General features: G+C 41.2%; 20 protein-coding genes. 14 read left to right on the plus strand and 6 right to left on the minus strand.

The window, feature by feature from the left end; all coding sequences use genetic code 11:
• The first annotated feature begins 18 nt into the window (after positions 1 to 18).
• The 3 genes from RYH73_RS04575 (at position 19) to RYH73_RS04585 (ending at position 5,437) form a co-directional block, all read left to right on the plus strand.
• Positions 19 to 3,189 carry an efflux RND transporter permease subunit gene (locus tag RYH73_RS04575; protein ID WP_335312165.1) on the plus strand — a complete coding sequence of 1,057 codons (3,171 nt, stop codon included), beginning with the start codon at positions 19 to 21 and terminating at the stop codon, positions 3,187 to 3,189.
• Positions 3,182 to 4,615 (plus strand): TolC family protein, encoded by a 1,434-nt coding sequence (locus RYH73_RS04580; RefSeq protein WP_335312166.1) that lies wholly within the window; start codon positions 3,182 to 3,184, stop codon positions 4,613 to 4,615. Before RYH73_RS04575 ends, RYH73_RS04580 begins: the two co-directional genes overlap by 8 nt.
• 132 nt (positions 4,616 to 4,747) lie before the next feature.
• On the plus strand, positions 4,748 to 5,437 hold the full coding sequence (locus tag RYH73_RS04585; RefSeq protein ID WP_335312168.1) for a protein-L-isoaspartate(D-aspartate) O-methyltransferase: 690 nt from the start codon (positions 4,748 to 4,750) through the stop codon (positions 5,435 to 5,437).
• A gap of 9 nt (positions 5,438 to 5,446) precedes the next feature.
• Here RYH73_RS04585 and RYH73_RS04590 read toward each other — a convergent pair whose 3' ends face one another.
• Positions 5,447 to 6,865 carry an aminotransferase-like domain-containing protein gene (locus RYH73_RS04590; RefSeq protein ID WP_335312170.1) on the minus strand — a complete coding sequence of 473 codons (1,419 nt, stop codon included), beginning with the start codon at positions 6,863 to 6,865 and terminating at the stop codon, positions 5,447 to 5,449.
• 88 nt (positions 6,866 to 6,953) lie between these two features.
• Between RYH73_RS04590 and RYH73_RS04595 the strand changes: the two genes are divergently transcribed.
• Genes RYH73_RS04595 through RYH73_RS04610 form a run of 4 tightly spaced genes read left to right on the plus strand, consistent with a single transcriptional unit; the run spans position 6,954 to position 8,804 of the window.
• Positions 6,954 to 7,412 carry a GNAT family N-acetyltransferase gene (locus tag RYH73_RS04595; RefSeq protein WP_335312172.1) on the plus strand — a complete coding sequence of 153 codons (459 nt, stop codon included), beginning with the start codon at positions 6,954 to 6,956 and terminating at the stop codon, positions 7,410 to 7,412.
• An 11-nt stretch (positions 7,413 to 7,423) separates the two neighbouring features.
• Positions 7,424 to 7,852 (plus strand): GNAT family N-acetyltransferase, encoded by a 429-nt coding sequence (locus tag RYH73_RS04600; protein ID WP_335312174.1) that lies wholly within the window; start codon positions 7,424 to 7,426, stop codon positions 7,850 to 7,852.
• A gap of 8 nt (positions 7,853 to 7,860) precedes the next feature.
• Positions 7,861 to 8,220 carry a nuclear transport factor 2 family protein gene (locus tag RYH73_RS04605; protein ID WP_335312176.1) on the plus strand — a complete coding sequence of 120 codons (360 nt, stop codon included), beginning with the start codon at positions 7,861 to 7,863 and terminating at the stop codon, positions 8,218 to 8,220.
• Positions 8,221 to 8,252: 32 nt separating this feature from the next.
• Complete coding sequence (locus tag RYH73_RS04610) at positions 8,253 to 8,804, plus strand: DUF1572 family protein (RefSeq protein WP_335312178.1); 552 nt, start codon at positions 8,253 to 8,255, stop codon at positions 8,802 to 8,804.
• A gap of 40 nt (positions 8,805 to 8,844) precedes the next feature.
• Here RYH73_RS04610 and RYH73_RS04615 read toward each other — a convergent pair whose 3' ends face one another.
• Together RYH73_RS04615 and RYH73_RS04620 are read right to left on the minus strand one after the other, a co-directional pair.
• Positions 8,845 to 9,399, minus strand: a complete 555-nt coding sequence (locus tag RYH73_RS04615) for a DNA-3-methyladenine glycosylase I (RefSeq protein WP_335312180.1) — start codon at positions 9,397 to 9,399, stop codon at positions 8,845 to 8,847.
• 18 nt (positions 9,400 to 9,417) lie between these two features.
• Positions 9,418 to 9,747: an MGMT family protein gene (locus RYH73_RS04620; RefSeq protein WP_442946058.1), complete on the minus strand. Its 330-nt coding sequence runs from the start codon at positions 9,745 to 9,747 to the stop codon at positions 9,418 to 9,420.
• Positions 9,748 to 9,812: 65 nt separating this feature from the next.
• Between RYH73_RS04620 and RYH73_RS04625 the strand changes: the two genes are divergently transcribed.
• Positions 9,813 to 10,520: an SAM-dependent methyltransferase gene (locus RYH73_RS04625; protein ID WP_335312184.1), complete on the plus strand. Its 708-nt coding sequence runs from the start codon at positions 9,813 to 9,815 to the stop codon at positions 10,518 to 10,520.
• 105 nt (positions 10,521 to 10,625) lie between these two features.
• On the opposite strand, the gene RYH73_RS04630 is transcribed toward RYH73_RS04625, so the two are convergent.
• Positions 10,626 to 12,152 (minus strand): hypothetical protein, encoded by a 1,527-nt coding sequence (locus RYH73_RS04630; protein WP_335312185.1) that lies wholly within the window; start codon positions 12,150 to 12,152, stop codon positions 10,626 to 10,628.
• 240 nt (positions 12,153 to 12,392) lie between these two features.
• Positions 12,393 to 13,670, minus strand: coding sequence for a phosphoribosylamine--glycine ligase (gene purD / locus RYH73_RS04635; RefSeq protein WP_335312187.1), 1,278 nt, complete (start codon positions 13,668 to 13,670; stop codon positions 12,393 to 12,395).
• Between the two features lie 261 nt (positions 13,671 to 13,931).
• Between purD and RYH73_RS04640 the strand changes: the two genes are divergently transcribed.
• The 3 genes from RYH73_RS04640 to RYH73_RS04650 all read left to right on the plus strand — a co-directional run bounded on the left by RYH73_RS04640 (position 13,932) and on the right by RYH73_RS04650 (position 16,108).
• On the plus strand, positions 13,932 to 14,693 hold the full coding sequence (locus RYH73_RS04640; RefSeq protein ID WP_335312189.1) for an enoyl-CoA hydratase-related protein: 762 nt from the start codon (positions 13,932 to 13,934) through the stop codon (positions 14,691 to 14,693).
• A 52-nt stretch (positions 14,694 to 14,745) separates the two neighbouring features.
• A complete protein-coding gene (locus RYH73_RS04645; protein WP_335312191.1) occupies positions 14,746 to 15,624 on the plus strand; it encodes an SDR family oxidoreductase in 879 nt (292 codons plus the stop codon).
• Between the two features lie 193 nt (positions 15,625 to 15,817).
• Positions 15,818 to 16,108 carry an ATP-dependent Clp protease adaptor ClpS gene (locus RYH73_RS04650; protein WP_335312597.1) on the plus strand — a complete coding sequence of 97 codons (291 nt, stop codon included), beginning with the start codon at positions 15,818 to 15,820 and terminating at the stop codon, positions 16,106 to 16,108.
• 12 nt (positions 16,109 to 16,120) lie between these two features.
• On the opposite strand, the gene RYH73_RS04655 is transcribed toward RYH73_RS04650, so the two are convergent.
• Positions 16,121 to 16,717, minus strand: a complete 597-nt coding sequence (locus tag RYH73_RS04655) for a thioredoxin family protein (RefSeq protein WP_335312193.1) — start codon at positions 16,715 to 16,717, stop codon at positions 16,121 to 16,123.
• 125 nt (positions 16,718 to 16,842) lie between these two features.
• Here RYH73_RS04655 and RYH73_RS04660 point away from each other — a divergent pair, with 125 nt between their 5' ends.
• The 3 genes from RYH73_RS04660 to RYH73_RS04670 all read left to right on the plus strand — a co-directional run bounded on the left by RYH73_RS04660 (position 16,843) and on the right by RYH73_RS04670 (position 21,472).
• Entirely contained in the window at positions 16,843 to 19,323 is a 2,481-nt protein-coding gene (locus RYH73_RS04660; protein ID WP_335312194.1) for an outer membrane beta-barrel family protein, read from the plus strand.
• A gap of 38 nt (positions 19,324 to 19,361) precedes the next feature.
• Positions 19,362 to 19,814 (plus strand): cytochrome B, encoded by a 453-nt coding sequence (locus RYH73_RS04665; RefSeq protein WP_335312195.1) that lies wholly within the window; start codon positions 19,362 to 19,364, stop codon positions 19,812 to 19,814.
• Between the two features lie 248 nt (positions 19,815 to 20,062).
• Positions 20,063 to 21,472: an anthranilate synthase component I family protein gene (locus RYH73_RS04670; RefSeq protein WP_335312196.1), complete on the plus strand. Its 1,410-nt coding sequence runs from the start codon at positions 20,063 to 20,065 to the stop codon at positions 21,470 to 21,472.
• Positions 21,473 to 21,558: the final 86 nt, after the last annotated feature.

Here is a 21,558-nt window from a genome sequence, read left to right on the forward strand (position 1 = left end):
TTAAAGAAAGGCAAGAAAATGTTCAATATATTTCTTAAAAGGCCAGTTTTTGCGATTGTAATTTCGCTCGTCATTATTTTTATGGGGATACTGGCCATTAATACACTGCCAATATCGCAGTTTCCTACCATTGCACCTCCTCGGGTAATGGTTAGTGTCGCGTACCCTGGGGCGAGCGCGGATGTATTGGTTCAGTCGGTTCTCATTCCAATGGAAAAAGCTATCAACGGTGTTCCGGGAATGAAGTATATGACATCAGATGCAACGAGTGCGGGGGAGGCCAATGTTCAAGTGGTTTTTGATTTAGGTACTGATCCGAATCAGGCCGTGGTTAATATTAAAAATCGGATCGAACAGGTAACAAGCAGATTGCCCGAATTGGTGCAAAGAGAAGGGGTTATTGTAAACATCGTACAACCTAACATGCTGATGTATGTAAATGTTTATAGTAAAGACCCCCATGCGAATGAAAACTTCTTATACAACTTTGCCAGTGTTAATATTTTACGGGAAGTACAACGACTAAGTGGTGTCGGTCAGGCCACCATTTTAGGAAGTCGACAGTATGCCATGCGGATTTGGCTGAAACCTGATCGAATGCGGGCGTATAATGTTTCTACCGACGAAGTGATGGAGGCTTTGGGCAGTCAAAGCGTAATTGGTTCACCCGGTAGATTAGGAAGAAGTGATGGGAAACGTTCACAAGCGCTTGAATACGTATTAACCTACCAAGGTCGATACAATGACCCCAAACAATATAAAGATGTGATTGTAAGGGCTAATCCAGATGGTGAGATTCTTCATTTAAGCGACGTGGCTGATATCGAGTTAGGAAGTGAATTTTATGATATCTACTCAAACCTTAACGGTTTCCCTTCAGCAGCGATTGTGTTGAAGCAGAATTATGGAAGTAATGCCAGCGATGTCATTCGCGACGTAAAAGCCAAGTTGGATGAAATTAAAGCCACTTCCTTTCCTCCTGGAATGGATTACCAGATCAGTTATGACGTCTCCGGCTTCTTGAATGCCTCAATGGAAAAAGTTATCCATACCTTGGTGGAAGCGTTTATTTTGGTGGCAATTGTAGTCTTTTTGTTCCTGGGCGATTGGCGTTCCACGCTTATACCGACCTTGGCCGTACCGGTCTCATTAATCGGTGCGTTCATGTTTATGCAAGTTTTTGGGCTGACACTGAATCTGATTACCTTATTTGCCTTGGTGCTGGCCATAGGTATTGTGGTCGATAATGCGATCGTTGTGGTAGAAGGTGTCCATGCAAAAATGGCTGAGGAACACCTTTCTCCTTATAAAGCAACGCAAAAAGTGATGCATGAAATCAGCGGAGCAATTATTGCCATTACCTTTGTCATGACAGCCGTGTTTATCCCGGTAGCTTTTATGACCGGGCCGGTGGGTATATTTTATAGGCAGTTTTCGATTACCATGGCTACAGCTATCGTGCTTTCGGGTGTGGTAGCGCTCACGTTAACGCCGGTTCTTTGTGCTATTATATTGAAAGATACGCATGGTAAACCAAGAAAGAAGACGCCGATTGATAAATTTATCGATGCATTTAACCGTTGGTTCGAAGGATTGACCGGCCGTTATACTCGTTTGCTTCAGGTGATCGTAAACCGTCGTGTGGTCACCTTCGGTATATTGCTGGCGTTCTGTGCAGGTGTCTGGATTACATCTGGTACGCTTCCTTCCGGCTTTATTCCGAATGAGGATCAGGGAATGATCTATGCCATTATTCAAACACCCCCCGGATCCACCCTGGAGCGGACCAATGATTTCGCCAGAAAATTACAGGGGATTGCGGAACATGTAGAAGGTATTCAGTCTGTTTCAGCATTGGCCGGTTATGAGGTTTTGACGGAAGGCCGTGGATCAAACGCGGGTACCTGTTTAATTAACCTCAAAGACTGGTCGGAGCGGAAGAATACCGTTACTGAAATTATTGAAGAGTTAGAGGAGAAAGCGAAAGAAATACCGGGTGCAACGATTGAATTCTTTGGACCTCCTGCGGTACCTGGCTATGGCGCTGCAGGAGGTTTTGCCCTTCGCTTGTTGGACAAAACAAATAATGATGATTATAGAGAGCTGGAGAAAGTGAATGATGATTTCATGGCGGCCCTGGAAAAACGAAAGGAATTAAAAGGGCTCTTTACGTTTTTTAGTGCCAATTATCCACAATACGAGCTTCAGATAGATAATAAAGCAGCGATGCAAAAGGGTGTTTCCATCGGTAAGGCCATGGATAATCTATCTGTTTTGATCGGTAGCTCTTATGAACTTGGTTTTATCAAATTTGGTACTTTCCTTAAAGTGTATGTACAGGCCGCACCTGAGTATCGGAGATTGCCGGACGATTTAATGAAATTGTATGTGAAGAACGATCGCGACGAGATGGTACCCTACTCGGCTTTCATGAAGATAAGAAAAACGCATGGCCTTAATGAGATTACACGCTATAATATGTACACGTCATCAGCTATTCGAGGTGAACCGGCAGCAGGTTATAGTAGTGGTGAGGCTATCAAGATCATTCAGGAAGTAGCAAAACAGACATTGCCACGGGGTTATGATATCGATTGGGAAGGTCTTTCAAAAGATGAAGCAGCTCGCGGGAATGAAGCGCTTTATATCTTCTTAATCGTACTTGGCTTCGTCTATTTGGTATTAGCGGCACAGTATGAAAGTTTTGTTTTACCACTAGCCGTCGTCCTATCCTTACCTGTTGGTGTTTTCGGATCCTTTGCTTTGCTCAAATTAATGGGACTGGCGAACGATATCTATGCCCAAGTGGGTTTAGTCATGTTGGTTGGTTTGCTGGGTAAGAACGCGGTGTTGATTGTCGAGTTTGCTTCGCAGAAACACCAACAAGGTGTATCCATCATCAATGCGGCCATTGAAGGGGCAAAAGTCCGTTTCCGCCCAATCTTAATGACCTCATTCGCCTTTATTGCAGGCCTAATCCCTTTGGTCTTTGCACATGGTCCGGGAGCGATCGGTAACCGTACGATTGGTGCCTCGGCTGCCGGCGGTATGCTTTTCGGAACGGTTTTCGGCGTTATTATCATTCCGGGTTTATATTACATATTCGGTACCATCGCAGCAAAACGTAAACTGATTAAAGACGAAGACGAACTGCCATTAACTGAAGAAATTGAAGAACACCATGTTTAAAAATAAAATATATAAATATGTGGGCGTAATTTGTATATCCCTAACATATACGGCCTGTAAAACACCTTCTTTGGTGCAAAAGACGGAAAATAAGGCGGTTCCTGCGCGTTATAACGACTCGCAGGATACAGTCAACACAGCAAAATTAACTTGGAGGGAATATTTTACTGATCCTTATTTAGATGCGTTGATTGATACAGCACTGAAAAACAATCAGGAACTGAATATTACTTTACAGGAAATCGAGATTTCAAGAAATGAGATTCGGGAAAAGAAAGGTGAATACTTGCCTTTTGTTGGTATAAAAGGTGCAGCAGGTGTCGATAAGGTAGCGAGGTATACTAATATTGGGGCATTGGAACATCAAGTGGAAATAAAAGAAGGAAAGGAAAATCCCGAGCCATTACCGGATTATATGTTAGGGTTATCGGCTACCTGGGAGGTTGACATCTGGAAGAAGCTGCATAATGCAAAAAAAGCAGCGGTAAGTCGATACCTGTCCACCGTAGAAGGTAGAAACTTCGTTATTACCAACCTGATCGCAGAGATCGCGAACTCCTATTATGAGCTATTGGCACTGGATAATCAACTGGATATTGTTAAGAAGAACATCGAGATTCAAAGCAACGCGTTGAAAATAGTGAAAATGCAAAAAGCGGCTGCGCAGGTTACAGAATTGGCAGTACGTAGATTCGAAGCGGAAGTCCTGAACACAAAAAGCCTTCAATATACGATACAGCAACGCGTTACGGAAACGGAGAATCGGATTAATTTTTTGTTAGGAAGGTACCCGCAAGCGATTCAACGAAGTAGTGAAACTTTCGAACATTTAATGCCGGAAACCGTGCATTCAGGTATACCTGCACAGTTGCTGGCAAATCGTCCGGATATTAAGCAAGCCGAGTTGGAATTAGCAGCGGCGAAATTGGATATAAAAGTAGCGAAGGCCAGATTTTATCCCTCTTTGGGCATCTCGGCATCTATAGGCTACCAAGCCTTTGATCCTACTTATTTGGTGAAGACCCCCAAGTCGCTGCTTTACTCTCTGGCGGGTGATATTACGGCTCCTTTGATTAACAGAAATGCGATCAAAGCAGCTTATTATAACGCCAATGCTAAGCAGATACAAGCCGTTTATAATTATGAGCGTACGATTTTAAATGCCTATGTTGAAGTGGCCAATCAATTGGCGAAAATTAACAACCTGGAAAAAAGCTACGACTTAAAATCGAAACAAGTGGACGCACTTTCGCAGTCGATCGGCATTTCCAATAGCCTTTTCAAGTCGGCTAGAGCAGACTATATGGAAGTGTTGCTAACTCAACGAGATGCATTGGAATCGAAGTTTGAACTGGTTGAAACTAAAATGCAACAGATGAATGCGATGGTTACTATTTACCGGGCATTGGGCGGTGGATGGAATTAATTGAATTTTTTTGGATTAATTGGGGCCCTCGAAACAGTTGTTTTGAGGGCCTTTTTTTCAATCCAATCGAGTGTAAGATAAACTTTTTAATAAGCGCCTTGTTCTCTTTTAAAGAAATTAATAGAAGGCAAGATGATGCTGTTTATGTTATTGTGCTCATATGTATTTATTCAGTCCGATCCCCCACAGGATTATAAGCAGCTTCGTGAGAAAATGGTTACGGAACAGATAGAGGCGCGTGGAATAAGTCACAACGCAACATTGCAAGCGATGCGACAAGTCGAACGGCATTTATTTGTGCCATTCCAATATAGACGCTATGCTTATGACGACAGGCCTGTTCCTATTGGTTTTGGCCAAACGGTTTCCCAACCCTATATGGTAGCGAGCATGACGCAAATGCTTGATTTAAATAAAAGTGATCGTGTATTGGAAATAGGAACAGGATCAGGCTATCAAGCGGCTGTATTGGCAGAAATTGTAGAACACGTTTATACCATAGAAATCGTGAAAGAGCTTGGTGAACGTTCTAAAAGGTTATTGAAACAGCTAAATTATAATAACATAGATCTTAGCATCGGTGATGGCTATCATGGTTTAACAGCCGCCGCACCTTTTGATGCCATTATCGTTACCGCAGCGCCGGAAAAAATACCGGCACCCCTCATAGCGCAATTGAAGGATGAAGGAAAGATGATTATACCAATTGGATCTACTGGAGAGACGCAAACCTTAAAACTCTTGAAGAAAAAGAAAGGTAAGCTGGTTGTTCAGAACCTTATGCCCGTTCGTTTTGTTCCATTTACAAGGAAAAACAAATGAGCGATGGATTTAGGAAATCATTTTTTGTACTATTGAACCTAACATCTTTAGCTTCTTATCAAGCTCGTCCGACCATAATAAACCGTAACTCAACCGCATACAATTGTTAAATTGATTTTGCAAGGTAAACATACGCCCTGGAGCAATGCTGATCCTGCGGTGCATGGCTTGATCGTATAAAAGGGCCGTATCTATAGAGGGATTCAGTTCTACCCAAAGTACGAACCCTCCTTGTGGCCTACTTACTCTGGTATCTTCTGGAAAATAGTCGTGAATAGCTCGCGTAAAGTGTAAACTGTTTGCGTGCAATGTACGCCGCATTTTACGGAGGTGCGTTTCGTATCGACCGTTTTCTAGAAAATCTCCAATAACTTCCTGTGTAAGTGTTGTAGACGACACAGCATGCAGTAATTTAAGGCGAACAATTTGCTCTTTGTATTTTCCCGGGGCCACCCAACCTACACGATATCCCGGTGCCAGAGTTTTCGATACGGAACCGCACCACAAAACCAAGCCCCTTTTGTCAAAAGCTTTGCACGGTTTTGGTCGATTGTCCCCAAAATAAACATCACCATACAAATCATCTTCAATCAAGGGGATTTCATATTCCGCTAACATGTTTACCAGCTCTTGCTTGTTTGCTTCCGGCATGCAGCTGCCCAAAGGATTATTGAAATTACTTACAACTAAGCAAAGCTTTATGCGGGGTAATGCCTTTCGTAACGCATCGAGTTCTATACCGGTTATCGGATGTGTTGGTATTTCAAGCACTTCCAACCCTAAGCTTTTCGCTAATTGCAGAATACCAAAGTAAACCGGACTTTCCACCGCAATGGTGTCACCCCGTTGTGTCAGAGCCATCATACAATAAGATAGCGCATTCATGGCCCCTGCCGTTGTTACTAAATCCTCCGCGGTTAGCATACCTCCCCAGGTAAATGACCATCGGGCAATATGGCGGCGCAATTTAAAATTTCCTTGAATTTCCTCATAGGCAGTGCCACTTCCATCAAGAGTACGTGTGGCTTGCATCAGGCTTTTATTTAACTTAGCGATGGGTAACAACTCGTTGGCCGGAACTCCGATGGAAAATCTGGTAATTGTGGTGTCGTTGAGTGATTGGTACACCTTACTAATTAGATTTTCTGCTTGTTCTGGATGCGATGGAGAGGTGGGATTGCTGATTCTGGGAACGGCAAGCCTGCTTTTAGCATGCCCGGCGACATAAAAGCCGGATTGGGGCCGTGATGCAATGAATCCCTTTCTTTCTAGTTCGAAGAACGCACGTGTTACGGTATTCATGCTAACGCCATATTCTCGTTTTACCGTACGAATAGACGGTAGCTTATCTCCTATTTTTAATACATCATTGCGAATTTGCTGCTCAAGCGCATTCGCTATAAGCAAGTAGCGCATTTCTTCTTTCATAAAAACTGTATCTGTCAAATATAAAAAAATTGTATCTGTACTTGTTTTCTTTTTTTCTTCTTCTTTGTAGAAGCAAAAAGCAATACACATGGAGATTACAATAAGTTACTACAAACCGGACAAGCAAGTGTTTTTTGAGAAATTCAATAAAGCATGGTTAAATAGATATTTTACGGTTGAACCCATTGATAAATATGTGCTGGAACATCCCGAAGAAGCGATTCTTCAAGAAGGGGGCGAAATTTTATTTGCAGCATATAATGGCCTGATCGTGGGCACCGTTGCCTTGAAAAAAGTGAGTGATGGTATCATGGAGTTAACAAAAATGGCAGTTGATGAGCCTTATCAAGGGCTTGGGATAGGTAAAGTGCTCTGTACACATGCGATAGAAAAGGCGCGTGAATTAAAAGCAAAGAAGTTGATCTTATATTCCCAAAGTATCTTGCAATCGGCTTTGGCGGTTTATAGAAAACATGGATTCTATGATGTGCCGGTTGATAATACAAAATACAAAAGAGCCGATGTTATGATGGAGTTAATTTTATAATACTTAGCGCGATGAAGCAAGAATTTCAAATAAAGACAGAATTAAAAGCAATGGATATTAAGCTTATCCATTACTTTTTATCAAAAGAAAGTTATTGGGCCAAAGATATCCCACTTAAATTGGTAGAAACATCGTTAAAAAATTCTTATTGTATCGGCGTGTTTCATCATAATAAACAAGTCGCATTTTCAAGATTGATTACGGACCAGGCTACTTTTGCTTATTTAGCTGATGTTTTTGTGATCGTTAACTATAGAAAACAGGGAATATCGAAGATGATGCTCGACCATCTCATGCAATTACCTTGGGTAAAGAGTTTGCGAAGAATTGTGCTGGTTACTGCTGATGCACACACGCTTTACATCAGATATGGCTTTGAACCGCTTCGAGATACGACACGATATATGGAAATACATACACCGGAACGATATAAAAAATAAAAAAGAAGATGGAAACAGAAAAAATCAAGCGCTTTACAAGTGCATGGATTCAGGCTTGGAACGATCATAATTTGGAAGTTATCTTAGAACATTATGCGGACAATGTAGACTTTCGCTCACCAATTATCTGGCAATTACAAATAAATGAGTGTGGAAACATAATGGATAAACAGGTTTTACGTGCTTATTTTGAAAAAGCATTGCTGAAATATCCTGATTTAACATTTGAATTGTATCATGAACTATATGGTGTTAATTCGGTGGTTTTGGTTTATCGAAGTGTAAGTAATTCACTCTCGGCAGAATATATGGAGCTCAATGAAGAAGGAAAGATACAACGTGTTCGGGCGCATTACCAATGGCATTAAAATTGAGTACCATTGACTAAATTAAATCCACCATGGAAAGTTACCTGGAAAGTGTTGAGAAACAATTTATCTACTACAAAACCTTAGGAGAGCGTGCCGTTTCTCAATTGGATGATGCAAGTTTGCATTGGCAATACAATGAAGAAAGTAACAGCATTGCTATGATTATACAACATTTGGCGGGAAATATGCTGTCGCGATTTACTGATTTCTTAACAACGGACGGCGAAAAAAATTGGCGTGAGCGCGACAAAGAGTTTGAGATCGCCCTTATTGATAGAAAAAAGCTGATGACGATCTGGGATAAGGGATGGGCCTGTTTGTTGGAAACAATAAAAGGGTTGCAGATAAGGGATCTAGAAGCCATTGTATACATAAGGAATGAAGGGCATACAGTTGTTGAAGCACTAAATAGACAGCTCGCGCATTATGCATATCATATTGGTCAGATCGTGTATTTGGCAAAGATGATGAAAAACGATACATGGGAAACGCTATCAATTCCGCGAAATGAATCCATGCAATATAATCAAGAAAAATTTAGACGAGCGAAGATTAAACGTCATTTCACAGATCATCCATAACGTTCATGTTACGCAGTTTCTATGATTGACGGTATATGGTTTATTTAAATGAGCAGCCCATCTCGTGGTCATTCACCATGCCGACCGCTTGCATATAGGCATAACAAATCGTGCTTCCAAAAAATTTCATACCTCTTTTTTTTAGATCTTTTGCAATAGCATCGGATTCAGGTGAGGTGGTCATAAATGTCCTATAATTTTCAACCACATTATTGATCACCCCTTGGTTGGGCATGAAAGAATATAAATAGTTATAAAACGATCCGAATTCTTTTTGAATGGCCAAAAAAATAACGGCATTGGAGATTGCAGCTCGGATTTTTCCTTTGTTACGTATTATTTCAGGATCTTGAAGAATGCGATCTGCATCTTCATCGGTAAATTGTGAAACTTGTTGCGCATCGAAATCGGCGAAATTTCGTCGATAACCTTCTCGTTTCCGTAAAATAGTGATCCAACTAAGTCCAGCTTGGGCCGATTCCAATAGGAGAAATTCAAAGAGGGTTTTATCATCGGTTATTGTTTTGCCCCACTCTTCGTCATGATAGGCTACATAAAGAGGGTCATTACCGCACCATCCGCATCTTTTCATCATGTATATTATTGATTATTACTACAATTCTTCCAATGGATCCCAATAAACAGTTTTAAAATTAACTACCCGGTCATTTTCTACCGAGATCCCTTCGTTTTCCAAAAGCTGCTGCATAAGTGTAGGATGACCGAAGGCAGCTTTAGCACTTAATTGGCCTTTGCTATTCAGTACTCGGTGGGCGGGCACCGGTGGATCAGCTTTCCCCGCATTTCCCATTGCGTAGCCTACCATTCGTGCTGCTCCATCCCTTCCTAGTGCTCGTGCAATTGCACCATAAGAAGTAACCCTTCCTTCCGGAATCTGCCTAACTAAGGCATAAACACTTTCGTAAAAATTTAGCTCTTCTATCATGGCAGGCTTGCTGAAATTGCTAAATTAGTTATTTTCCCTGTTAAAAACCGCATCTTTGTGTTATGTCTAAAGGAACACTTTATTTACTGCCGGTGCCCTTATCCGATCAGGCGGCTTCGGCTTCTTATACGACGTATTTTTCAGAAATCATCAATGTAATAGATGAATACATTGTTGAAAATGAAAAAACTGCCCGTAAATTTTTAAAGCAAGCCGGTTTAAAAATACCGCAGCAACAGTTGATACTTCATAATTACGGAAAGCATACAAGGGATGAATACGATAAAGATCGCTTTTTTCAGGCTTTATTGGCAGGCAAGGATGTCGGTTTGATGAGTGAAGCCGGTTGTCCTGGGATTGCGGATCCAGGGGCTGATATTGTTGCGCGAGCTCACCAACTGGGGATTAAGGTGAGACCTTTGGTAGGACCTAATTCAATGATATTGGCTTTGATGGCTTCGGGTTTTAATGGACAAACTTTTGCCTTCCATGGATATTTGCCCATTGATAAGGCTGCGCGAGCAAAAAAAATTAAAGATTTGGAACAGCTTGCACAGAAAACTAAGCAAACCCAATTATTTATGGAAACCCCTTTTCGGAATAATCAATTGCTTGACGAAGTATTGAGAGTGTGCGCTCCTAAAACGCGCTTATGTATTGCCTGTAATCTCACCGACTCCGATGAATGGATACACAGTGATATCGCAGGGAACTGGAAAAGGAAAAAAGTAGATCTCCATAAGAGGCCCGCTATTTTTTTACTTCTTTAAGTATAAGTATTGAAGTGTTAAAATAAAGGAACCTTTTTTTATTCCAAACAACGCGTACCTAAGAAGCTGTCTTTTAGTACGCGCTGTTAATTGTGCAATAGAACATCAAAATGTTTCCGTTAACGAATCATCCCATGCTTGGTTCCACTCAATCTGAAATTGCTGCTTATCCTCCTCCTCTAAAAGATTGCCTTTAAATAATAATTGTACATTATTTTTTATCGAACTGCTTAGGGTAAATGTCCGTAGCAGTGTATCATTGGTGTCGTAAACACTAACAACATAACGGAGTTCAATCGGATCGATTAACTCTCCCATGAATTGATTAAAACTTAAACTTTTATTCTCACTATTGAATTGAGGATAAAATTCAATACTTGTTGCTCCCGTATCCAGCGACAGCGGATTGGAGCCGAACGGTACATAAACAAAATGATTATGTTCTCGGCGAATGTTAATCTTCCGAATATGTGCAAGATCCTCTTCATCGGTAAATTCGAATTTTACCTGGCTAAAATACCGTTTCAGGGTAACCTCTAGTTGTGTATTGCTGTTAACCTCCAGGTGAGGGACATGCGTGCCAAAGATGGAGGCATTCAGGTTACTAAAATGATTAGAAATATATAGATCAGCAGCCTTTGTCAGCGTTGATGGAAGGAGTAGCTCAGCATGAGAGACGTTGGAGGTAATAAGTGCATAATAGTTGCCCGTGGGTAATTTAAAAGCGAGGTCAGCTCCCTCCTCCGCTGCATTAAAGATCGTACTGCCCTGCAGTGCCAACAAATCATCGTCTGCATTAAAGACAAAGTAATGTATTTTGCTGATGTCCTCTATAGGCTCTCCTGGTCTCTCTTCATTATAAATTCCCGAAAGACGGAAATTATCCAGTTTAAAAGTACCTCGATTTTGATCGAAATCATTTGCCTCACCTCGTTCTCCTTCAAAAGGCTCGATTTTAATTGTCAGCTGCTGTGCTTGTATAATTGTGTTCATTTCGGACAAATCAAACTCATAACTGTTCCTTGCATTATCTTTTGTGTTAGTAAATTGATTATCGGCTGATAAAGGCAGGTAAGTGTTGCCGCTGTCTATTGAATAGTAAATCCGAAAATTCTTAGGGCCTGTCCCTGAGCTTCCCACATCGAAAGCAAGTTTAGCGAGCTGGGAAACTCCGTTAAGCGGCATGACAATAATCAAAGATTGTAAACCCTTTAAACTTAAACTTCTACCAGCAGGATAAGGGCTGAGCCCATAACCTGCCGTAAAACCGGGAGAGGTGTCCGCTGCTTGAAAGGAGATGGATGCTGCTGAACTGTTGACTGCTTTGGTTGGCAGTAAATTCTCTTCGTTGAATGACCAAAAGTACAAATGTTGTTCTACAGGGCTGGGCTCTAGTCCGATAACGGACATTAAGCCGGACTTTCCCGGATTTGACAAGCGGGGCACATTCAATGAGGGGGAATTTGCAAGTGGTGTAATACTTGTTGAAAAGCCCTTAAGATTGAAGCGAACGGTATGTAGTGTCTCTTCCCCCGGTTTACCGGGGAGCTGAGGTGCGGGCTTTTCACAACTTGAAAATAGAAATGAAAAAAAGAGAAACAACGCGCATGACTGGTAAAATAAGATTTTCATAACTTGCTTTTTAGGTTATAGGTAGGTTGTTCTTACAAAAAATAAGAAAACCAAGTGGAGAGCTTTATGTCAATAATTGGTGACCCTCTTTACAAGAATAGTCAATTTTACCTTAAGTGTCTAAGGTATAGGTTCGAATGAACAAAATGAACAAAGTGTGAGTAGGATATGAAGTAGTATTTGTAAATGTCCAAACCTTACGTAAAATAAGGTTTGGATACTCCCCTTGTAAGGGTGCCTTTAGTCAATAAGGTCAAAACCGATATCTCTTCTAAAGTTCTTGCCCTCGAAATAAATTCTTCCAGCATCGGCGGTTGCTTGTTGTAAGGCTTCCAATAGATTGTTTTTGAGTGCTGTTACTGCAATAACACGTCCCCCTGCTGTTTTAACTTCTTCGTTAACCAGGTTAGTGCCGGCATGGAAGAGCAAAGATTCTTTGACGTTTTCCAATCCACTGATCGTTTTGCCATTTTCATATTTTCCTGGATAGCCACCTGATACCAACATGACAGTAGCAGCGGTTTTTTCAGACACTATAAAGGATTTCGTTGCAAGATTTTCTTCAGCTACACCCATAAGTAGATCGACAAAATCACTTTCTATACGAACAAGCACGCTCTCAGTTTCAGGGTCGCCCATTCGTACATTGTATTCCACCACATACGGACTTCCTTGGTCGTTCATTAGGCCGATAAAGATAAAGCCTTTGTAAGGAATGTTATCCTTCTTTAGTCCTTCAATTGTAGGCTTAATGATTTCCGTTTCAACTCTAGCTAAAAAAACGTCATCCGCAAACGGTACCGGCGAAACGGATCCCATGCCTCCGGTGTTCAATCCGGTGTCACCCTCACCGATGCGCTTATAATCCTTTGCTGAAGGTAATACCTTATAATCTTTACCATCGGTTAAAATGAAAACCGATAATTCGATCCCTTTTAAGAAATCTTCTATAACAACCTTATGGCTGGCTTCACCAAACTTTGCATCCGCCAACATGGCTTGAAGCTCTGACTTTGCTTCTACTAAATCAGTGCAGATTAATACGCCCTTTCCGGCAGCTAAGCCATCTGCTTTTAAAACAATAGGGAGTTGTCTTGTTTCAAGATAGGCTAATCCTTCCGTTAAGGTGTCTTTTGTAAAAGAGCGGGAGGCTGCTGTTGGAATCCCATGGCGTTCCATGAACTGTTTTGAGAAGTCTTTACTCCCTTCTAATTGTGCCCCTGCTGCTGTGGGGCCGATCACAGGGATGTTTCTTAACTGGGTATCCTGCAAAAAATAATCATGAATACCTTTTACTAGCGGCTCTTCGGGGCCAACGACTATTAATTGAATATCGTTCTCAAGTGCGAAAGTGCCTAATGAAGCAAAATCGGTAACTTTTATGTCTACATTTTTACCATATGCACCCGTTCCGGCATTTCCGGGAGCAATAAATAATTGTGAGGTTAGCGGGCTTTGAGAAATCTTATAAGCAAAAGCGCTTTCCCTTCCCCCGGAACCAATCAATAAAATATTCATTTCTTAAATTTTGAGGATATTCTTTACCAATACCGCAAAGTTATTTTTTTTCGTGAATTATTATACCGCTTTATGAAAGCTTTTTCCTTTTATTCGTGATCGCCGGAAAAAACGTATCTTGTGGAATTGTTGAGTAGTTGAATAGCGAAGTGGTTAAGTACTTGAGTTGAATCGTTGAGTAGTACCTTTCTATCAAAGTTGCAACAATTACTCACACCGAATAACCAATAACGGATAACAAATAACTGAGAGCGAAAGAACATGGAATATTTAAAGTTGGAAGTAAGGGAGCAAGTTGCGCATATTATGCTGAATAGAGGAAGTTCCAATGCGTTGCACGCCGAAATGGTTGCAGAATTGAAAGACGTGCTTGATATGGTGATGAATGATGAAAGAATCGGTGGGATTATACTTTATGGAAAGGAGGGTTTTTTCAGTGCCGGCCTTGATTTGATTAGCTTATACAACTATGATGAGAAGCAAATAAGGGCTTTTTGGTATCAATTTTTAGATCTCGTGAAAACTTTCGTTTCCTTTTCCAAGCCTGCCATTGCCGCTATTGGTGGGCACAGCCCGGCGGGAGGTTGTGTATTGGCGCTTTGTTGCGATTATCGAATAATGGCTGAAGGAGACTTTATTATCGGCTTAAATGAGGTACCGGTAGGCATTATCGTACCGGAGAGTATTTTTGCACTATACAGTCTTTGGATAGGAAAAGCGAAAGCTTACCGCTATTTACTGACGGGGGAGCTATTACAACCACAACGCGCCCTGGAAGAAGGCCTAATTGATGAGCTCGTACCCATCAACCAACTACATACAAAAGTAGATAAACAAATGAAAAGGTATCTTAATTTTAATTGGAATACCTGGCAACAAAGTAAAAAGGAATTGCGTAAGGAGCTTATTCACAAATTCAATCAAGATTCAACGGAAGTGGTTGATAAATTACTGAAGCAATGGTGGGAGCCTTCGACGAGAAGTATGCTTAAAACTATCATCACGAATCTAACAAAGAAATAAAACAATTCCTGAGATAAGTGTTTGAATAAATAACAGATAACGTCTGCATGATATGGAAAAAATACAAGGCGCACTACGAGACGATGCCCTGAAGGGGAAAACAATTGTTGTAACCGGCGGTGGTACGGGGTTAGGGAAAGCCATGAGTACCTATTTTTCTACCCTTGGGGCCAATGTAATTATTGCAAGTAGAAAACAAGAAGTGCTGGATCATACGGCAAAAGAAATTATTGATAAAACAAAAGGACAAGTGCTAGCTATTGCCTGTGATGTTCGCCAAAGCGAAGATATTGAGCAGCTGTTAACCAAGGGCGTGGAAAAGTTCGGTAAAATCGATGCGCTAGTAAACAATGCAGCGGGGAATTTTATATCGCCAACAGAGAAGCTATCTGTCAACGCTTTTTCAGCTGTCATTGATATTGTTCTTAAGGGGACGGTTAATATGACCCTTGCTTTTGGAAAATACTGGATAGCAAATAAGATAAAGGCATCGGTCTTGAATATTGTTACAACCTATGCCTTCACTGGCTCAGCCTACGTAGCCCCTTCCGCTGCCGCCAAAGGCGGCGTGTTGGCATTAACACGATCGTTAGCAGTGGAGTGGGGGAAATATGGTATTCGACATAATGCCATTGCTCCTGGTCCTTTTCCTACAAAAGGTGCATGGGAACGTTTATTACCGGGTGATTTGGCCGAAAAATTTGATTTTCGAACCCGCGTACCCTTGAAACGTGTCGGTGACCATCAGGAATTGGCCAATTTAGCCGCTTTTTTGTTGTCTGATTATGCGCTTTTTATAAATGGCGAAGTGGTTACCATAGACGGAGGTGAATGGTTGCAGGGTGCCGGGCAATTCAGTGCAATGGAGGCGATTCCGGATGAAATGTGGGAACAGCTGATTAAGCAGGGAAAAGAAACGAAGGGAAGCTAGCAGGTAAAAAAAATAAACATTTGTGAAAAAAAGCAACTTTATCTAAGTTTGCTAAACTTATCGGGGTATTAATTTAATCATTAACTGGAGGGTCTCTAAAAAAACGCATACTTAGTCATTAGCACCATCTCGAAATAGTGAGATCAGTAAGCGTTCCCTTGAATAAAATTGAAATTAGATAGCGCTTTGAATGATGAAGATGGCTGACACACAAGTACAGGAAGAGACTTTTACACTGGAAGAAATTCTCGCAGGTACTAAAGAATATCATCGGTTGATTTTGTGGAACGACGAGATCAATACATTCGACCATGTAATTCATTGTTTGATGAAGTATTTAGACTACAGTGAAAGCCAAGCCGAAAGAATTGCATGGAAAGTGCATAACGAAGGGAAATGCGCCGTGCTGGAGGGCACTTATACGGAAGTGGATGTTTATAGAAAAATTCTGAAAGAAGAGGGGCTCACGGTAAGCATTGAATGATGTAATGTGATTTTATTCAAGCTGATCAATTACCGCTTCTAACGCAGCCTGCGTGGTTTTTGTCTTATCTTTAGCATACCATAACATTACCTTTTCGATCCACTCTTCTTTGCTTAAACCTAAAGCTTTTAGTGACTCTATATAGTCCTGTAGCTCTTTTGGCCGGGGCCCCCAATTTAATATTTCTTTGTTTTCGACCACGTCATAAACGATCAACTTCGGAATCCCGCGGGAGCCATTTGTTAAATAGCGATCCATGTAATCCAAATTATTGTCGCGGAGAACGATGAATAAATCAATTTGATGCGGATTTGCTTCTGCCATTTTGGCGATAACCGGTAATATTTGCGCAGCATCGCCGCACCAAGCTTCGGTAATTACAATAAAAATGTATTGTCGTTTCAGCTGCGAAATTTTCGCGAACAAGGATTCCTTTAGAGGGATGGTCTTCGTGATACGTTGCATCCTTACGCTGTTTAAAGCTGTAAAATTTGCTAGCAATGCGGATTGATCAGGACCCGTGGTTTTCTGCTCTTCTACGAGCTGTTCTACCAAAGCGATATACGAGTCATAGCTCAGCCTTTCCTGTGGTATATGGTTTAATGACATGCCGCGAAGATACTGTAATAATGGTGTTACGGGTTAATCTTATTGTCAAAAAAGGAGTCCAACACTAATTGATAATGTTAATTTTGACGGCGTCAGATAAAACTAAAACTTAACAGATTCGTATAATGAAGTTACAAGCGGTAAGAAATATTACATTATTCTTAACCTTATGCCTAGGACCTTTCCTTTTGCACGCGCAAGACCATGCAAAGATAAGCGGTGTTGTTGTTGATTCCGTAAACAGCCGACCTATAGACTTTGCCAGCGTGACCCTCATGAACCAACAGACGAACCAAGTAGTAAAGGGAGGACAAACAGATGATAACGGTAGGTTTGTTTTTTCCGGTATACCGGCGGGGACTTATCTCTTGCGGGCCAGCTTTGTTGGCTACGATGCTTATGAAAAGCGATCACTACGTATAAACAGTGGACAGACACTGGCATTGGGCAACTTGAGGCTAAGTCCTTCGGCCAGCACAATGTTAAATGAAGTCGTAATTGAGGGGACGCCACCTGCCATGCAAATGGGGGTTGATCGAAAGATTTTTAATCCCGAACAAAGTATCGTGAGCGCTGGAGGAAGCGCATCCGAATTATTAGCCAATGTGCCGTCTCTATCGGTAGATATGGATGGAAATGTGGGACTGAGAGGGTCTACTAATGTGAAGATTTTAATTGATGGAAAGCAATCTGCTTTGGCTGGAAGTAACATTAATAGCTTATTGGAATCATTACCTGCCAATTCGATACAGCGAATCGAAGTGATGACCAATCCTTCGTCTAAGTATGATCCGGAGGGTCAGGGAGGGATCGTTAATATCATCTTGAAGAAAAATATTCGTACTGGATTTAATGGGATGGTCCGCGCTGGAGGTGGTTCATATAATAATTATAATGCCGGGATCGATCTCAATTACAGGGATACGAAGTTTAACTATTTTGGTGGCTACAATTTCCGAAAGAGAAACAATCCCGGGGATGGTTTTAATAATAACCTGTATAACGATGGCAGCCGGGTGTACAATACCAGTGAAAACCAACGGAAAGGGAATAGCCATACGGTTCGATTAGGAGCTGATTTTTTTGCTACAGAGAAAACAACGTTAGGATTATCGGCTAACCTTAATTTACGTGATAATATTCGGCGAGAAGATCTTTTTTACACCTATTACGATGCAACAGGAGCTATAATCGGTACGAGCCCACGTTATACCAGGCAAGATGAGGATGATACAGGTTATGAGTTCAATTTCGATTTCAAAAGGGAATTTAAACGGGAAGGTGAGGAATTGACCGCAAATGTATCATACGGGCGAAGCAAGGAAGATGGTATCCAAACCTTCGAGCAAACCGCAACAGACCCCTCTATTGTGATTGACCCGGGTCGAATTAACGACACCTATGAAGATGGTAAAAATGTTAATATACAGATGGATTATGTCCTTCCTTTTAGCAAAGAGCAAAAGCTTGAGACAGGATATAGAACAACGTTGCGTTATAGTGATGAGCAGCAACTATCCGATGCATTTTCTCCATCTAGCGGGCAATACGAGCGGGATTATAACCTCACCAACGATTTTAACATGGATGATATTGTCCACGCACTGTATGCGAACTACCAGAATAAACTGGGGGATAAATTTGGCTATCAGGTGGGCTTACGTGCCGAGCAGGCTTATTTGAATACAGAGTATCTTTCCTATGATCCAAACCTTGCTCCAGAAGATCGGTCAACAAAAGGGCGCCTCGATTATTTTCGAGTTTATCCAAGCATCTATCTAACCCGAGAACTATCAGAAGGTTCATCCTTGCAGCTAAGTTACACACGTCGTGTCAATCGGCCTCGGGGCTGGCAGGTAAATCCTTTCTTGGATATTTCTGATCCAGTAAATTATAGACAAGGAAATCCGAATCTTAAACCGGAAGATATTCACTCTTTAGAATTAGCCTATAGCACGAAAGTGGGAAAGATGAATCTAACATCTTCTGTATACCATCGAATTACCAATGACGTGGTTGAAATGATAGTTGATTCGGCAGCCGCAGGTACGAATGTTACCTATTCAACTTTCCGCAATATCAGCCAAAATCGGGCAACGGGAGTCGAACTTATTTCGCAGCTTACGTTGAATCAAAATTTTGATTTGATGGCCAACTTCAATGGAAATTACCAATCATTTAGCGGCAGTGAAGAATATGGCGTTGATGCAAATAGCGGTTTCAACTGGGATGCTAACCTTACGGCCAACGGCAGGATTGCAAAAGGACTGACCGCGCAACTTCGAGGAAACTATATGGCCCCTCGTGTAATGGCGCAGGGAAAGTCTACTGATATGTTTTTTGCAGATGCTGGACTAAAATGGTCTATATGGGAAGATAAGGGAAGTATTATGTTCAATGTTCAGAATATTTTCAATAAAGCCCGCTTTGGCGGAACACGTAATACCGCACAGTTTTATAGCGAGTTCCAACGTAATTTCATGAAGGGACCGCGGGCGATGTTAACGCTCTCTTATCGATTTGGTAAGCGGAATCCCAATCAGGATCGCGAGCGTAGAAGAGAGGAAAATACCGAGGATTTCCAAGGTGGCGGGGAAATGCAATAAAAAGATGTATTTTTGCCTAAGATAAAAAACTAGACAACATGTATACTGGACTTAAACATTTGCATTCAGGGCTGCGGTATGTGGTTCTTCTATTGTTAATATTGGCAATCATCTCAGCGATAAGCGGTCTGACTGGAAGAAAAGCCTATACAGAAGGAAATCGTAAATTGAATTTATTCACCTTGATTTCAGCTCACATTCAGCTGTTAGTAGGTTTAGCACTGTATGCAATGAGCTCTATGGTTACGTTTAGCGATATGGGAACAGTCATGAAGACCGCAAATTTACGTTATTGGACGGTGGAGCATATCAGTATGATGGTATTGGCAATTATATTAATTACCGTTGGCCATTCTAAGTCTAAAAAAGCAGTGGATGCTGCTGCTAAACATAAATCGATTGCGGTATTTTATACCATTGCCTTGGTTGTGATATTGGCGGCAATTATGATGGCAGTAGGAAAAGGGTTCATAACTTTTTGGGGATTCTAAAGGCTTGACCCCTTTTGTGTTAACTTTAGTCAAAAAAATTTGAAATATTAAAATTTTATAGTAGGTTTGCTTCACAATGACAATCGATATTACTATACGCAACTGGTGGTGGCCTGTTAAAGAACAGCGCCGGGAGCATGTATAATGGCATAGATTGATCAACCAAAGCCGAAAACTTATAACCCGACGCATATACGTCGGGTTTTTTTGTGCTTAATGATGATGAAAGTAATGTTAACAATGAACGAATGGAGACATATCAATTAAAAACGAGATTTAAAAAGTTATTAGCAGATACGACTACACCGGTAAGTATATATTTACGATTACGGGATGTTTTTCCAAATAGTCTGTTACTGGAAAGCTCCGATTATCACAGTCGGGAAAATAGCATGAGTTATGTTTGCTGCAGTCCGATAGCGGGTATAGAACTGAATGAGAAACAGCTGGAAATGTGGTTTCCCGACGGTCAAAAAAGCAGCCAAGCAGCGGATAGTATTAATCTAAGAGAAGAAGTCTCTAAGTTTTGTCGATCATTTACAGCGGATAAACTCGACGATTTTAAGTTTATAACCAATGGATTATTTGGGTACTTTACCTTTGATACGGTTGCGCATTTTGAAGATATCACACTAAAAACACCGGTTGACGAAGTTAGAAAAATTCCTTTCCTGCAATACCATGTCTATCGTTATGTGATTGCAATCGATCATTTCCGGAATGAGCTCTATATGTTTGAACATTATTTCGGAGAGCCTGAAGAAGATGGTTTGCGTAAAATCCAATACCTTATTCAAAATAAAAATTTTCCTGAATACAAATTCGAACTCAATGGAGAGGAAAGTTCCAATAAAACAGATGAAGAGTACAAAGCATTGGTAGAGAAAACCAAAGAACATATTTTCAGAGGAGATGTTTTTCAGATTGTACCTTCACGGGCCTTTAGTCGAGCATTTTTAGGGGACGAATTTAACGTTTACAGAAGCTTGCGCTCGGTGAACCCTTCTCCATACTTGTTTTATTTTGACTATGGCAATTTTAAATTATTTGGCTCTTCACCGGAGGCGCAATTGACAATTAAGGGTAAGGAAGCTTCTATCTATCCAATTGCGGGTACGTTTAGGAGAACGGGAAATACAGTGGAAGACCTTCGGGTTGCGGAGGCATTGAAAAATGATCCAAAGGAAAGCGCAGAACATGTGATGTTGGTTGACTTAGCACGTAATGATTTGAGTAGGCATTGCATCGATGTAGAAGTTAAATCCTTCAAAGAGGCCCAGTTCTATTCGCATGTCATTCATCTCGTTTCGAAGGTAAGTGGAACCTTGCAAGAAGGTGCTAATCCTTTTGATGTTGTGGGGGACACATTTCCTGCGGGTACACTGAGTGGTGCACCGAAGCATATGGCGATGCAATTGATCGATCGTTACGAGAAACAACAACGCGGATTTTATAGTGGTGCCATCGGCTTTATGGACTTCAATGGGGATTTTAACCATGCCATTATGATCCGAACTTTTCTCAGTAAAAATAATAGACTGCATTACCAAGCAGGAGGCGGTGTAGTAGCAGACTCCTCTGCGGAAGGCGAATTAAACGAGGTCAATAATAAAATAGCAGCTTTGAGAAAAGCGTTAACATTAGCCGAAGAACTTTAGGCCGTCAATTTGCTGGCAGCTTAAAACGGAAAAAAATGAACAAATAAACAAACTGACGGCGGATAGCCGGCAGCTAAAATGCTGAT

It is taken from the genome of Olivibacter sp. CPCC 100613, from assembly GCF_036959255.1.
GTDB lineage: Bacteria > Bacteroidota > Bacteroidia > Sphingobacteriales > Sphingobacteriaceae > Olivibacter.